This is a genomic window from Cupriavidus sp. GW823-FHT07B10 (assembly GCF_058794355.1).
The window spans coordinates 47,204-62,173 of sequence record NZ_JBXAGS010000028.1 but is presented as its reverse complement, the minus strand read 5'-3'; the positions used below and the strand labels follow the sequence as shown (position 1 = coordinate 62,173).

General features: G+C 60.8%; 13 protein-coding genes. 1 reads left to right on the top strand and 12 read right to left on the bottom strand.

The genetic code is table 11. From position 1 onward, the window contains the following. Positions 1-743: 743 nt before the first annotated feature. Both AC1Q6V_RS33075 and AC1Q6V_RS33070 read right to left on the bottom strand, forming a co-directional pair. Positions 744-1,715: a ParB/RepB/Spo0J family partition protein gene (locus AC1Q6V_RS33075; RefSeq protein ID WP_284495121.1), complete on the bottom strand. Its 972-nt coding sequence runs from the start codon at positions 1,713-1,715 to the stop codon at positions 744-746. Next, the gene (locus AC1Q6V_RS33070) at positions 1,712-2,923 is read right to left on the bottom strand and encodes a ParA family protein (protein WP_284495120.1); all 1,212 of its coding nucleotides are present in this window, start codon (positions 2,921-2,923) and stop codon (positions 1,712-1,714) included. The genes AC1Q6V_RS33075 and AC1Q6V_RS33070 overlap by 4 nt, the downstream gene beginning before the upstream one ends. Before the next feature lie 1,361 nt (positions 2,924-4,284). Here AC1Q6V_RS33070 and AC1Q6V_RS33065 point away from each other — a divergent pair. After that, positions 4,285-5,694 carry a replication initiation protein gene (locus AC1Q6V_RS33065; RefSeq protein ID WP_284495119.1) on the top strand — a complete coding sequence of 470 codons (1,410 nt, stop codon included), beginning with the start codon at positions 4,285-4,287 and terminating at the stop codon, positions 5,692-5,694. 132 nt (positions 5,695-5,826) lie between these two features. Here AC1Q6V_RS33065 and AC1Q6V_RS33060 read toward each other — a convergent pair whose 3' ends face one another. From AC1Q6V_RS33060 to AC1Q6V_RS33015, 10 genes are all read right to left on the bottom strand, one after another. Continuing rightward, positions 5,827-7,533, bottom strand: a complete 1,707-nt coding sequence (locus AC1Q6V_RS33060) for an ATP-dependent helicase (protein WP_284495118.1) — start codon at positions 7,531-7,533, stop codon at positions 5,827-5,829. Further along, on the bottom strand, positions 7,526-7,708 hold the full coding sequence (locus AC1Q6V_RS33055) for a hypothetical protein (protein WP_284495117.1): 183 nt from the start codon (positions 7,706-7,708) through the stop codon (positions 7,526-7,528). Before AC1Q6V_RS33055 ends, AC1Q6V_RS33060 begins: the two co-directional genes overlap by 8 nt. Before the next feature lie 68 nt (positions 7,709-7,776). Beyond that, a complete protein-coding gene (locus AC1Q6V_RS33050; RefSeq protein ID WP_284495116.1) occupies positions 7,777-8,628 on the bottom strand; it encodes an ATPase in 852 nt (283 codons plus the stop codon). Between the two features lie 79 nt (positions 8,629-8,707). Beyond that, complete coding sequence (locus AC1Q6V_RS33045) at positions 8,708-9,325, bottom strand: IncC plasmid conjugative DNA transfer DtrJ family protein (RefSeq protein ID WP_284495115.1); 618 nt, start codon at positions 9,323-9,325, stop codon at positions 8,708-8,710. 1 nt (position 9,326) lies between these two features. Next, positions 9,327-9,572, bottom strand: a complete 246-nt coding sequence (locus tag AC1Q6V_RS33040; RefSeq protein ID WP_284495114.1) for a hypothetical protein — start codon at positions 9,570-9,572, stop codon at positions 9,327-9,329. Further along, the gene (locus AC1Q6V_RS33035) at positions 9,544-10,050 is read right to left on the bottom strand and encodes a hypothetical protein (RefSeq protein ID WP_284495113.1); all 507 of its coding nucleotides are present in this window, start codon (positions 10,048-10,050) and stop codon (positions 9,544-9,546) included. The genes AC1Q6V_RS33040 and AC1Q6V_RS33035 overlap by 29 nt, the downstream gene beginning before the upstream one ends. A 7-nt stretch (positions 10,051-10,057) precedes the next feature. Beyond that, on the bottom strand, positions 10,058-11,914 hold the full coding sequence (gene traD, locus AC1Q6V_RS33030; protein ID WP_284495112.1) for a conjugative transfer system coupling protein TraD: 1,857 nt from the start codon (positions 11,912-11,914) through the stop codon (positions 10,058-10,060). A 4-nt stretch (positions 11,915-11,918) separates the two neighbouring features. Continuing rightward, the gene (locus AC1Q6V_RS33025) at positions 11,919-13,205 is read right to left on the bottom strand and encodes a TraI domain-containing protein (RefSeq protein ID WP_284495111.1); all 1,287 of its coding nucleotides are present in this window, start codon (positions 13,203-13,205) and stop codon (positions 11,919-11,921) included. Beyond that, complete coding sequence (locus AC1Q6V_RS33020) at positions 13,205-14,227, bottom strand: TrbL/VirB6 family protein (RefSeq protein ID WP_284495110.1); 1,023 nt, start codon at positions 14,225-14,227, stop codon at positions 13,205-13,207. Before AC1Q6V_RS33020 ends, AC1Q6V_RS33025 begins: the two co-directional genes overlap by 1 nt. Further along, positions 14,193-14,900: a conjugal transfer protein TrbJ gene (locus tag AC1Q6V_RS33015; RefSeq protein WP_492344767.1), complete on the bottom strand. Its 708-nt coding sequence runs from the start codon at positions 14,898-14,900 to the stop codon at positions 14,193-14,195. The genes AC1Q6V_RS33020 and AC1Q6V_RS33015 overlap by 35 nt, the downstream gene beginning before the upstream one ends. Positions 14,901-14,970 lie beyond the last annotated feature (70 nt).

Genomic DNA, 14,970 nt, shown 5'->3' with positions numbered 1-14,970 from the left:
CCGGCCTACCGTGGAACGGTTGGCGATTGGCACCGAGGCGTCCCAACTTGGGACGGTTGGCCTGCCGGTGCCGCCGTCATTGGGAAAGGTCGGCTTCCCGCCCCGGAGCGTCCCAACTTGGGAAGGTCTTCGATCCGCACCTGGCACCGGCCTACCGTGGAACGGTTGGCGATTGGCACCGAGGCGTCCCAACTTGGGACGGTCGGGATGCCGGTGCCGCCGTCCTTGGGAAACGTCGGCTTGCCGCCCCGGACCGTCCCAACTTGGGAAGGTCTTCGAGCCACACCAGGCACCGGCCTACCGTGGAACGATCGGCGATTGCCACTGCGGCGTCCCAACTTGGGAAGGTCGCGATGCATGTGGCGCCCCGTCCTTGGGGAACATCGGCGGCCCTCACCTCGACCGTCCGAACTTGAGAAACTTGACGACCCTCGTCTACCACTGCCGCAACCTGTGAAGGCCTTGGTGCCGCATGTGGGACCGTCCTACTGCGAGAAGGTCCGCGATTGGCACTGGTGCGTCCCAGCTTGGGAAAGGCGTCCTGAATAAGGCCCGTCCTTGGAAACACTGGCGAGCCGCGCCGGATCCGTCGCAACTTAGGTCAGTTGCAAGCAGGCTGGTGCGTAGGACGGTGCAAGGCGGCTCCAGCGCCTTTCCTTGAGCCCGCTAGCTACCGCAATAGTTGACGTCAACTAGAACAAAAAAAAGCCCGCTCGAGGCGGGCCATGTACGGCTAGGAAACCCTACTTGGGCTGGTGATGGAACGTCTCGCTAATCAGCTCTCGAATCTGCGTCTCTAGGGCAGCGGTTAGCACTCCAACCTTAATCTTTACCGTGAAGCCGTTGACATCCTTCGTAATCGAGCCTGCTTGTTCCTTGCCCGAGAAAAATTTGTCAATGCTTCGCTCACTCGCTGCGTTTGAAACCGAAGCGCGTCGGGTCGCAAGTGCCTTAATAGCGCCAGCGGCTTTCCCTTGCTCCAGCTTGCCTGATGCAACAAGTGGCCAGATCTCCTTCGCGGCATCGTTCCCGGCCTCGCCATATTTCCGGATCGTTGTCACGATAGCTTCCGCGGCACTCCCGCCGAGCAGACGCGGCTGAAGGTCGAGGTCCTGCAACACGAAGTCCGGCAATTGCCCGAAGCTCAGGAAACGATAGAGCCCACTCTTGGACAGACCAAGCGCCTCAGCGAGCCGTACACGCGAGGGAAACTCCTTCTCAGTCTGCCGGATGGACAGGGCAATTTCATAGTCGGACAGGTCATCGCGGCTGATATTTTCCACCATCGCGAGCACCGCCATATCGGCATCTGAACACTCCACGACCACCGCTTTGATGGCGTCGAGCCCCACCATTTTGTGAGCACGCCACCGGCGTTCACCCGCCACGATTTGGTAGCCAACTTCCGCGCGACGCACCACGATGGGCTGCATCAGCCCCACTTCACGAATCGATTCCGCAAGTTCCGACAGTTTGGATTCGTTGAAAACCCGTCGCGGTTGCCAAGGATTCGGCACGATATCCCCAACACCGAGTTGCGAAGGAACGCCGGCCGCCTCCAACTCCTGGACACGGATCTGCGCCACGGCCAATGCTCCAGCGAGCCCCGGCGCGGTCTGCGTCCGGTCGTTACGCTTGACCTCGTCCTGCTGAATAGCCGAGGTCTTCCGGATGCTGGCCGTTTTGGCCAAGAGCTGTTCCCGCATGTTGCTCATTGCGCGTTCCTCCACTTTTCAGCATAGATTTCATCCAACCATCGGCAGTAATCGACAATCGGCTGACGCACTCGTTGCAGCGACTTGGCTGCGCTATGGGTGCTACTCACGTCAAAGACCGTCGAGAACGCCAGAGCCCCGGTGCTCATCACCGAACTCGCTGGCACTTCAATCGAATGCAGCCAGCTCTCGTAAGCGCTCTGCGCCCAGGCACGAACGATGGGAGCTGACGAGGTGCGCCCATAGTCGACCTTCGAGAGCAACAACGAAACGAAGTCGTATTTCTTGTCCGCTTCATACTTGATGAAGCTCTTCGAGACGTCTGAAAACAGACGCCAGAATGACAGCGAGCTGATGAAGTCCAGGTTCTCGGGGACCATCGGCATGACCATCGCGTCCGCAGCCAGCAGGGCATTCAGGTTGAGATACGAAAGGGACGGCGACGTATCCATAAGGATGTAGTCGTAACGTTTTCGCAGCGGCTCCAGCCCCTGCCGCAGTACGGTCCAGAAACGAAAGCCCGGCGTCATCTTCTGCATGGCGGGCAGATGGAACTCTGCCCCAATCAATTCAGTGTGCGCTGGAATAATGTCAAGGCCATCCCAGTAAGTTGACTGCACGCGTGCCTCCAGTCCACCCTCGATCTGTTGGTCATAGATATACGGCAGGATAGTGTCTTCCGGCGTGACGTCTTTTTCGGCATACAAGCCACAGAGTTCCGAGAGGGAAGCTTGAGGGTCAAGATCGACCACAAGAACTTTTCGGCCGCGCAATGTCAGCCCCTGGGCAAGACACATCGTCGTGGTGGTCTTCGCCGAGCCACCTTTGAGCTGTGCGGTAATGACTATTTTCCCTTCCGGCTGTCGCGTTCCAGTGACCAGGGGCGTCTGGTAAATGTCCGAGACCTTCTGAACCCAGATGCGAGCTTCTTCCAGCGTGAAGGTCCTAGTACGCCCGGTACCGGCAGCAGTACCGGGGGGCAATTCCCCATCACCCTTCGTCGCGAGGTATTGAACCTGGGAGTGGGAGATGTTGCACATCTCCGCAATCTCCCCTGTCTTGAATATGGGAGCAGTCTTTCTCGGTCGCGGTGCGAGAATCGTCTCGCGAAGCTCATCCGTAAAAATGGTGACCTTTTCTGCGAACTGGGATATCTGCTCAAGCGGTACAGTTCGATCGACTGCAGGAAGTTGGCTCGTTCTCACCATTCTGAGGTTTTTCCGGAAAATTCGAGAAAGTTCAGAATACAGGAAATACTTGAACCTCGGCTCATAAACCGCTGTTTTTTAAGCAAAGACTCATCGAAAACAACAGTTTTGCCTAAATTTTAGGCTACTGTCGTGGGCCTTTGGGGTCATAGCGCGTACATCTGCGCGCGGCATTCCTTCCGCTCGCTGGACCCGGTCCCCAAAAAGCGGCACAAATGACCTCACCTTCGACACTGTGCATCACATGGCCTACCCACAAGGTGAGGTCGCTTGTGTCATTCAGCAGATCTCGGACGTTCCACATTCCGATATCGACACAATCAACCTCACCTTCGCCTTGTCATGAGAGGCTCTTGGGTAGTGCAGAAGGAAGCGCTCCCTCGTTCCTACACAATTGACCTCACCTTCGCTTGGCGCTTAGACCATGTTCAGCAAGGGGGGCTTGGTCAAGGTGAGGTTCGTTGTGCTCGCGTTCGGCCCCATTTCCATCTGCACAATGGACCTCACCTACAATGCGGGCCGCGCTTCGCCAAGAGGGGCGGGGAGAAGTGCGACGACGGACCCCGGGACAACAGTTTCAACACCCCCTTGGGGGCTCGATCCCGCGGCGGGCGCTGGTGAGGTCTATTGTGCGAACAGAAGCGCGCAAGTCGAGGCGGGAAAAAGGACCCTCACCCTAAATCCTGCACAATCCACCTTACCATCCTAGTGAGCCAGGAAAATGCTAGGTCCTGTCCTTGCCACGTTCTCGTCCTCTCTGCGAGAGCGCTTCGTCTGGTTCCCCCTGTAGAGCGCTTGGTCTCGCTTCTGCGCCTGAACCGAGCTGAGCAACTACATCCCAGGAAGCGGGTTCACAATGGCCAGCCTGTTGCTGAACGATCAGCGGCAGCTCTTACTCGTGGCTGCTCTGATCGCGCCAGTGTTGGTTAGTTTTTTTTTGAAGTAAACCACCTAACCTACAAACAGAGAAAACAGAATTCCTTGTTTTTCAAGGACTTAAGCGTCAAAAGGTGAAGTTCATTGTGTCAGAGGTGAGGTTTGCTGTGCTGCAAGGGTGCGGTTTACTGTGTAGACAAGGTGAGATCTGCCTCGCAACAAGGTGAGGGTCATTGTGCTCATACCAAGAAGGTGAGGTGCATTGTGCGTGACGTCTGCAAAAATCCCGGTTGCCCAAGCTAGACAACGCTCTGAATGAAATGGTTGCCGCTGAAGGTGAGGTTCGTTGTGCGCTAGGTGAGGTTCGTTGTGCGCACCCCTTGGGTGGACCTAGGTGGTTCGTCAAAGGTGAGGTTCATTGTGTTGACAGAACCTCACCATCACATGCTAGAGTGCCCGAGCACAAAAAGAGCGGGAAGACGAGTATGGAGACGGACAATCCGGTGGAGGCCAAAGCGAGGACAACGCCCCGCCAAATGGCGCTCGCGTTGTTCGAGGACATGTTTGACCTCGGTATGCCAATCAACGAGGCCAACCGAGAAATCGGCTATCAGCGCAACAACTTCTTCACGGAAATCGTTAACATGGGGTTGGCGGCACGACGGTTCCTCGATGCCGCGTATTTCATTGTCGCGCAAGAGCCGGAAGCTCGTGACCAATACGATGTTGAGCTGAATTACTTCAAATGGTTGATGCGCTATGACAGCCGCAACCTGAAGCATCTGCGTAGCATCGCGGACGAGGCACAGAACGCGAAAGTCCGTGTCACTAATACACCAGCAGACCGTGATCCGAATGAAGACGATATCTGGGTTCAGGTTCAGCTGATAGGTATGGTGGCAATGCACCGCGGTCGCGTACGTTTCGATGTGCATCACAGCTTGATTCCACACATCCGAGACCCGCGAAAGTCTCACTGGCTCAGCCTTCGAATTTCCACAGCATTTACCCGCAGCCTCGCGCGCGCAATCTATGACAAGGTTCTACCAAGTGTGCCTGACGGGCGTACAGAGTGGATCAAGCTCGAAGAGATGCGAACCTGGCCGGGAAAGATGGGGGCGAATGCCACCATCTATAAGTACTTCAAGCGCGACTGGCTTGAGCCGGCGGTTCGTGAAATAAATGAGATATCGGACATCGACTTGTCGTATGAAACCAGGACCGAATCCACCTCATCGAAGAAAGTCGACCGGATTCGGTTCCTACTCAAACGGAAGGACACTGCTGACGCCGTAATGGCCAGCCTCTCTGATGCCAGTCAGATCTACAAGACTTTGAAGGAAGAGTTCAATCTCTCCACACGGCAGTTCACTGAGATCTCAGAGAACCGCGACACGTGGAGCGACGACCGCATTCTGCAGGCGATCGAATACACTCGCTTCAAAATTAATCGCGGTCAAGTAAAGAAGAGTCCTGCCGGGTATCTGATGAAGGCACTGCGCGACAACTGGCGGATGTCGGATGCCGAACGCACGATGGTCCAGGTCCAGACGAAGCTGCTCACCGAGGAATCGGAGAAGGAGGCCGCGAAGATAGCAGTCAAGACAACTGTGGAGCGCAGCGTTGCCTCGCGGGACGACGAGGCTCGCGCTCGCATGAACGACGAATCGCAGCAAGGGCGGGCATACTTCGCGGCATCGGATGCCAAAGTACGCCGAGAGCTTGTTCGCACATGGATTGCCTCGAGGGAAGGCAAACTCGTGCTGAGGCGGATGAAACTGGAGCCGTCGGCTGTGCCGGAAGAGGTCATCTTGGCAAATCCGGATTTGGCCTGGTATTTGGGCCAATTCGTGTTCGGGCGCATGAAATCCCAACAGTCATCCTCTCCAGCCTGAGAAGGCAGCAATTCCTGCCTGGCTTGCGGGCGCTGTGGACGAAAAGGCATTAAGCCGTCGTCGTCGGAACTGCCTCAACAACGGATTCGCAAGCGACCTCCGCTACTGTCGGAAGGCTAGCGACCAACCACGTCAGCCAAATCCAGCTTCAAGCACGAATCGGGAAGTGGGGTTCTTTTTCGCCGTGGACAAACGCAAGTCGTCCCGCGCCCTCGTCATCGCTACATAGAAAAGGCGCCGCTCCTCCGACTCAGTGCTTTTCTCGTCGGGAACGACTGTTTCCTCCGCTCTGATGATCCAGACCCGATCCCACTCGAGGCCCTTCGAACTGTGCATCGTCGTTAGCACCACGGCGTCAGGCGCCGGCTCGTTGTTGTCCCGTCGCAGGAACTCGAGCCGCTCGGAGAAGGGGCCATTCAAGCGGGATAGCACGTCGTAGGTCGTTGTGATGGCACGTCGTGCCTGGTCAGCCTCAGCATGCAGCATCATCCACTCGCGCACGCCTTCCAGAACCAGCGAGAAGAACTGCCGGTCGCCCAAGGCACGCCATTCCGCCAACCGCTTCATCAACTCGCGGTACTTGTCAGCTGATGGTTCTGACAGACCCAGGGCGACCAGGTCCTTCTTCTGGCGCTGCTCGGTGGTAGCCCGACTTTTACTGTGAAGTAGCCGAAGCTCCTGCGTGCCGATTCCAACAAACGAAAGCAGGGCGTCGATCCCGGTTGCCTTCGTTTTCTGGATCAGTTCGAGGAGATTGCACATGAGGGCGCCTTCCGGTCGGCTCAGGATCGACTTGCCAGATGCCCGGTAGTACTTAATGCCGTGGGAGCGACAAACCGCCTCGACCGGATCGAGGATGCGGTTTGTGCGTGCCAGAATTGCCGCGGACTGGCCATTGCGGACGGCTGGCGCGAGGTGTTCGATGGCGGCGACGGCCTCCACGTATTCGTCCGGGAATCGCTGGAACTTCACCTCGCCGCCGGGGCCCTTGTGTGCCACGAGCGACTTCGGAATCCGATCTCGGTTGTTTCGGATGATCTTGTCGGCCGCGTCAAGGATTTCAGCGTGGCAGCGATAGTTGTTGCCGAGCACAACCGGCTGCGCGTCAAATTGCCGGATGAACGACTCCATTCCCCGAAATCCAAGCGCCGAGCGGAATCCATAGATGCTTTGATCGTCGTCGCCAACGACAGTCACGATCGTGCCGGCCTGAGCATGCAGCGCAATCCATTGGTATTGCAATGGGTCGGTGTCCTGGAACTCATCAACGAGCAGATATGTAACGGGGTATGGTGCGATCGTGCCCTGTTGCATCCCCTCAACAGCGAGCCTGAGCATGTCCTGGAAGTCAATTTTCCCATTGCGCTCCAGCGAGTCCTGGTAAGCGCGATACAGGGCTTCCTCGGCCGTGCCCGCCTGTACATGGCCAAAGTTCGTCTTGATGGCTTCGATCGCGGTAATAGCGTCCTCAACCTTCCAGTCCAACCCGGCGTCCGAAAGCGCCTGCGTTAGCAATCCAATGCGATCGCCGTCCGTGGCAATGTCGCGCCGACTATCAACACCGCCGCTGAGTTGCTTATAAGCGAGTGAATGGAACGTCCCGGCCAAGAGGCGCCTCTTGGCGCCAGCGCCGGCCAGCGTAGCAATACGGTCTCGTAATTCAACTGCCGCATCCTTGCTGAAGGTCACCGCGCCCACCGTGGCATTGGGTTCAGCCAGCAACATCGCGGCCTTGGTGGCAATGGTTTTCGTTTTGCCAGCGCCCGGGCACGCTATAGCGACGCAGTGCCGCCGCAGTTGCACCACTTCACGCTGGGCCGGATTCAGTTCCTCAAGCATTGACGGCGCGTGCAGTCGGTTGTTCGATGAGCTCGATATGGTCCTCGACGCCCCACCAATGGATGCCGTTGGCGTCGCGGATGACCAGGTCCCCAGTGGCCTCGTCATGTGCGATCACGAGGCCTTCGCCGAAGGAGTTCAGATCGATTTCAAACTTGACCCAAGCATCTTTCATGTTCCTATCCAGTAAATCGGTAGATGTTGCAGAGGAGTGACCGACCATAGGATGACCGGCCAGCCAGTTCAGACGCCTCGAACGGTCGTCATCAGCTTCAGGTGGGTCATGTAGCTGCGCAGGCCGAGCGGGTGGAAGGTGCGCAGGAAGCGCGCCACCTCGTCGTTGATATCGGTCTGGTCACGGATGCCATTCCACACCATGAAGTCGAACTGATCCATCGTGCGGTCGAACTTTGCCAGCACGCCCAGCACGCGCATCGAGAAGCGGGAGTAGGCTTCGACCGTCAGGTTCAACGACGGCAGGGTGACCGACGGCTCGAACACAATGTCGTTCTTCGCGCGCATCTCGGATTCGCGCTGGGTGCGCAGCGCCTCGGCCACGCGCAGCTGCTCGTCGACGTAGTCCTCCAGCCGCGAGAGGGCGCTCTCGAAATACGCTTCGACGGTAGCCAGCTCGGCCTTGCTGTACGTGGCGCCGCCAAAGCGTTGCAGGTTGATGCTCATGCGGTTCATGAACGGCCACCATTGTTCGAACAACGGGCGCAGGCGGGTGTGGTTCAGCTTGATGGCGACCGGCACCACCGCGGCGCCGGCGAGTTGGCGCGTCAGGATCTGGACACCGATCTCGCGGCGGCGGCGAATGATCGCTGCGCGATCCTCCGGCTTCAGCTCGCGGAAGCGCTTGCGGGTATTGGCGACCTCCGCTTTCTTCTCTTCGGCCTCCGCCGGCGAGATCAGGCCCTCCTTGCGCAGCGTCTCCGCCGCCGCATCCATCTCCAGCAGTTCGCGCTCGAGCGAGCCATCGTCAGCACCGTCGGTAACGCCGGGGGCGGCGACGGCCAGGGTGGCAGGCTCGGCAGCAAGCAGTACGTCGTCCTGGATGGTGGCAACGGCGTTGGTGTCGGTGGTGGTGGTCATGCGGTTTTCTCCTGAATGGACTCCCGTACGTGGGGTGATCCGCGTTGAATGCTTGAGGTTGTGGTGAGGGTGAATCCAGCTACCGGTTCACATGGAACGAGGCGGCCAGGCGCCAGGCCAGGGCACCGACGCAGGCGGCGGCCATTGTCCAGACGCCGGCCGGCAGCGACACCGGCAGCAGCAGGGCCGAAGCGCAGACGCCAAACGAAAGCAGCAAACCGTGCGCGGCAAGGTGGAATCCCAAGGGGCTTGCAACCCCGGCCGCGGCGGCCCGGATACGCCGCTGCACCGCGCCGTCGTTGAGCATGGCGGCCACGAAGAAAAGCGCCCCCCATGTCCAGTTGCCGGCGACCGTGGCTCGGTAGATGGCGCGGTACAGCTCCATCCAGAGATGTCGCAGCCACGCCGAGGCAATGCCGGCAGTGCCACCATCGGTGATGAGGGACTGATTGGCCGAGCCGGCGTAGGAGCGGCGGATCGCCCCGGAGTCGACAAACCATTCCCGGAACCGCTCGTTGGCGCGGCTGGCAAGGTGGTCGGCCCCGTCCTCTCCGAACAACGCTTCGACCGAGGCCAGTTCGGCCGCGTCGACCTCGAAGTGCCCGTCATCGGGCAGCATCGGCGCGAGCGTGGCCAGCAGCACGGGCGTGACAATCAGCCACAGGCGCAGGTGGGAAACGAATCGACTGTTCGACATATCAGCGCAGCAGCGAATGGAGGGCGAGGCACGGGATGGCGATGAAGGCGAGCAGGCCGCCCCAGAACTGGGCGGGACGGGTCTGTTCGAGCTTCACCAGTGCCATCGCGAATGCCTGACGGCCCTGGGCAAACTGCGCCGGCGCCTCCGCGTCGGGTTCGTTGGCACGCACCCATGCGCGCATGTCGGCAACCTGGTCCGGCGCGACGCGGGCGAGCTTAGCAATGACCGAGCTGGCTAGTGGCATCGTACTCCTCGAAGTAGCGGCGGAAGGTCGGTCCCCTGAGGACACGGGCGGCGAGCTGGAATGCGGCGCTGCGCGGCGTGATGGGCTCGGGGCAGGGCTCATCGACCATGCGGCACACATAGCCGGGTGCCTGCCGTGCTTCGAATAGCGGGATCGGTTCCAGGAACGGCGCCCAGACGACGTACTTCTCGCCCTTGAAGGCGGCGTAACGCTTGGCATACAGTTCATGCGCACGCCCGAACAGGCCGCGCATGAAGGCGACGTTGGCCTGGCCTTCCTTGCGATCGGCCTTGAAGCCGGCCAGGGCGTCCACCAGCATCTCCTTCACCAGCGGCTCGTCGCGCACGATGAAGTTCAGGCCGATGAAGTCCACAAGCCGCGTGCAGACGTCGTCGAGCTCGGGAAAGCAGATGAAGACGGGCGACAGCTTGGCCGAGAGCTTGTGCTCCTTGACGATCTGGCGAAACAGGCTGGTCATGTGAAACTTATCCTTCGATGATGGGAATGCGACCCTGGTAGACGGCGCCACCGGAGACGCGCAGGAAATATTGGAGGTTGGGCAACTGGGTAATCAGCCGGACGGGAATCAGGGGCACCTTCTCCAGTTGCCGTGAACGGGACACCGACCCGCTGAACTCGCCCACATGGGCCTCGCTGCCGGTGCTGGTGGTGCTGGATTGGACGATGTTGGTGATGCCGGTTTCGCCCACCTTGTCGGAGAACCACTGCGCCGTGTCGGTGTCCTCCAATCGTAAGATGATCTGGTTGTTTAAGTTCGCCAAAACCTGCAGCATTTTTGCTGCGTTACCGAGTTTGGCCTCCAAATCCGACCGGCTCTGGAATGCGACGAACGCCTTGAAGCCCGCACCGCGCCCCTTGTTGAGAATCTGGATCACCTGCTCGTTGATGGCCTCGGCGACCTCGTCGATGATGAGCACGACGCCGGGAGGCTTGTCATAGAAGTTGTAGATGGTGCCGGCCACCGATGCGATATCGGACAGGATCATCGAGGCGATGGCCTTGGCGACGATGCTGTTGGACATGGAATCGAGCCCGACGCACAGCACCGCCTTCTGCTTGATGATCTTGTCGATGTTCCAGATCTCCCGGTCGTCCTCGAAGTCGTCGGCCTTCGGTGCGAGCATCAGGCCGGTCTCGCCGGTCGCCAGCATCTGCAGCAGCGGCAGCGCCGACGCGATGATGCGCATGTAGTGCTCGCGGTCGTGCGTGAAGGTCGAGACCAGGCCATCGAGCGATTCGTGGCCGCGCCCGACGTTGGCAAAGCGCTGCAGGTAGAGCTGCACCATACCGTCGAGCAGCGTCGCGCCTTTCGTCTGGCCAAGCTTCTGCATAAAGCCGTTGACCTCGTCTTCCCAGTCGGCCATGCCGGCTTCGGGGAAGAACCGCTTCAGGCAGCGCTCCAGCAGGCTGTTGATGCCGGATTGGGCGTAGTTGAGGATCGAGCGCAGGTTGGGCTTGTCGCCCACATACAGCTCGCCCTTGACCGCACGGTCGATGAAGAGGAAGGCGAAGTCGCGGAATGGGCCTTCTTCCATCAGCTGCGCGATGCGGCTGGGGATTTCGGATGGCTGCGACCAGTTTTCCAGCGGATTCAAGCGGATCGACTCGGACGGGGCGGCCTGCTTCCAGTACAGGAACTTGCGTCCAGTGCGTTCGCACTCCCTCTTGACGCGGTCCTTTAGGTCGCGGTCGTTCTTCGGGTCGATGATGATCAAAACGTCTTCGGCGTTATGGATCACCTGCGTCGCGATGACCTCATAGGTACGGGTCTTGCCCGCGCCGGTGGTGCCGCCAACGGCCGTGTGGCCGCCGAGCGCCTTGTAGTGCAACGGCACGCGAACCTTCGTCGGTTCCATGCCGTGAATCCAGGACTGACCCTGCGGCGTCAGGTCGCGAATGCTATGGGCGGGGCCGAACCTGGCTTCGATGGCCCTGGCAACTGGCGTGGGCAGCCAGCGCGGCAGGCCCGGAATCTCGGTGGAGGGCATGCGCAGAATGTCGTGTGCGATCTGGCAATGCTTCTGTGTCCATTCGAAGCCTGTTCCGAGGTACATGGCGTCGTCGCTCTTGCGCAGCTTGGCGCTCTCTCCGAGTAACTGGTCTATGCGGATCTTGGCGAGCCACTTCGTGGATATCGCCATGCGGAAAGCCAGCGCCCGCCATACCTGGGTGCCACGCAGCAGCAGCATGACAGCGCATAGCGCGGCGAAGTAGCCCGCGTGCGGCATGCCCGAAGCAGCGATCAGCACCAGGCCCAGCGCCCAGCCGGCAGCGGCGCGTGCCTCGAACATCGGGCGGAAGTGATTGATATAGCGAACCATGGGATCAGGCCGGGGTGTTGGGGCGGGGCAGGATCAGCGCACCGATACGCTCGGTGAGGACCAGGTCGGGCCCTTCGACGCCGTACAGCAGCGACAGCTTGCGCAGGTTGTCGATCAAGGTGTCGCTGGCGATGCCGTAGTTGCCGATCATCTTCTTGGGCAGCACGAGGCCCTTTTGGCCCCAAGCGACCTTGACCTTGCCCGCCGTCACGTCCTGGGCGAGCGCGCGAAAGAACTCGCTCATCATGCGCGAGCCGCCCAGCAACACGGTGAACGGATCGGGTGTATCGCGGCGGGATCGGCCAAGCGCGGCGGCGTCGATGGCGGGCGGTGCGGACGTGCTCGGTGCTGGAACTGGCGCAGCCGGCGGTGCGGCGTGTGCAGCGGCTGCCGGCGGGCTCGCGACTGCAGGTTCGGCAGCCGGCACGGCCGGGGCGGCGGGCTGGAACAGGGCGGCTGCGCCCGCCGCTGCGCTCAGGGTCGGCGCGACGGACTCCGGGGCCTGCGCGGTGGCGACGGCCTTGGCGCTTGCCGTCTGCGCCCCAGGCATGGGTGCGGCGGCGAGCTGCTCGGCCGACGGCGGGGTGGTGGGGTCGGGGGCGAAGACGGCCCGGCGTGCCTTCTGCTCGTAGTCGCGGGCGGCGGCAACGGCCTGGCGCACGATCTTGTGCAGCTGCGCCTCGAATCCGCTCGGCATCGGGGCCGGGTTGATGGCGCCGAAGAGTTCCGACAGCACCGGGCCTTCCAGCCACGACAGCGACTCGGCGCCAAGGATCGAGCGGGCCAGCAGGGCGCTGCGCATGCGCTCCACCGGCAGCGCGGATACCAGCCGGATCACGCGGTAGGGATTTCCATCGAGCCACGGCTGAAACGCGCCGTGCGCGGCGGGCATCCACTGCTCGCCGGTATCATCGCGCACGAAATGGAAGTGCCGGCATGGTTCATCGAGCCACGAACAGCAGGCGGCCAGAAACAGCGCGTACAGGTACTGCGGCTCAAGCCGGCGGCGACGCTCCGAGGGCTGGTCGGCGGCGAATTTCTGCCCGCCCGACAGGCGCATGGCGAAGTAGGCCACTTCAACCGTGGCGCGGAACGCACCGCCCGGCTCCGCGTGCTGCTCGGGCTGCAGCGGCATGGTCGAGAACCAGTTTGCGCATGCGCGCAGCACCGCGAGCCACTTTGCCTCGAAGTCGGCTGGGTTGGCCTCGTTGGCGTATTGGCGGATCAGGGCGATGCGCTGGCTGTGGGAGGCGAGCAGTGTTTCGGCATCCTGGGGGAGGTGCTGGTTCATTATTTGCCCGCCAGTTTTGCGCCGAGTTTCCATGCGCCCTTCCCCGCAGCGGTCAGCGGCCCGCTGCCGGATGCGCCGGCGCCACTGCCGAACACGGCCCCGGCCAGCTTCGGAATCTCCAGCGATACCATGAAGAGCATGATTGCGATCCCAAGCGCGTAGGCAGCCGCTGCGACGGTATCGGTACCGATATTGTTCATCTTGCTCAGACTCGGCTCCATGGTGCCGCCGATAAGGTTGGCGAGGACCGCGGCGATCACGACATACATGCAGCTGCCGATCATGAAGTCGAGCCAGGACATGAAGTAGCGGCGCGTGTAGTCGGAGAGCGCCAGCGCGACGGCGATCGGGCCCAGGACGATGCCGATGGCGACCTGGATTTCACCGAGCATCATGAAGAAGGCGTACACGAAGGCCGTCAGTGCCACGACCACGAAGGCGAAGAAGAGAACTAGGGCGGTCACGATGCCCTGCAGAAGCTCACCGGCCAGGACCACACGCCCGACGGCAGCCCACAGCTTGCCGGCGGTCGTCGCCAGCGTGCTGGCGATGCTCAGTTTGTCATCGCCGCTAAGGCTGGCGGCCAGGGCTCTGAACCACTCATACAGGCCCGTGGCAAAGCTGTCGTAGCCGAGATAGATGGCTGCAAATATGCCGACGATAGACAACGTCTCAATCAGATTGACCCACGCGCCGATCGGGTGCATCGCGCCCATGAAACGGATGCTGGCCAGGGTCAGCGTAATGACGGCGAGGGCGAAGGCCAGCTTGTTGGCCTCGGGGGTCACCTTGTGGCTAAGACCAATAGCGGAACCAATCAGTCCGCTGGTGATGTTGGTGGTTTGATCGATCGCGTTCTTTAGCCCTCGAGTCGCGTCTGACCCAGAGGTGCCGGTTTCGGCGAACGCGCCGTGCGATACCAGCCACCAGGCAAACAGGCAGGCCAGCAGTGTGCGCAGAACATGCTTCATCGACATGGTGCCGGCCTCAGCGCTTGCCGAAGACACGGTTTTCCAGTTCACGCAGCTGGACCTCGCGGTCGCGCTGGAGTTTCTCGCCGGAGTCGTTGCGCTCGGTTTCCTGCGTATTGGCTCTCTGATCCTTGACCGCATCGGCTTCCGTCTTCGCGCCGATGAGCTGCAACAGGTCGGCGTTCTGCCCGGCCATGACATCGAGCATCTGGTTAGTGAGTTGCGCCGTGGCCTGCGCAGTCTGGTTCAGTTCCAGGTCGGACTGCAGGTCGCGCCGGCGCTTGGCGAGCTTCTGGTTGTTACTGGCCACGGCCTGGCCGAGCCCAAACAGGCGCTTGGCCGTCTTGTCGCCGGTTTCGAGCAGCGTGCGCTGGTCGCGGAACCACTGGTCGGGCGACTTGCCGGAAGTTGCCATCAGACCCTGCACGTTGGATAGGAAGTCGGCCGTGTCGGCAACGCTTCCATACAGGTCCTTCAGTGTCTTGCCGTAGCGCTGATACTTTGCGATGTCTTCCTGGATGCCCTCTGCCTGCTTGGCCATCGCCACAACGTCGAGGCCAACCGCTTGCTGGAGCTGGTTGAGCATCATCTTGTTCTGGTAGACGATGTTCGTGTTCTCGTAGATCTCTGTTTTGAGAGCCTGCGCGGCGGTCATCGTATTCTTGACGAAGTTGGCCGCGTCGAACACCGGCCAGCCGCTGGCGTGGGCGAGCGACGATGCCATGAACGTTGCCGAAGCCAGTGCGCCGGCGAGAGCTTTCTTCATAAGACGGTTCCTAATAGTGGGGGAGGGG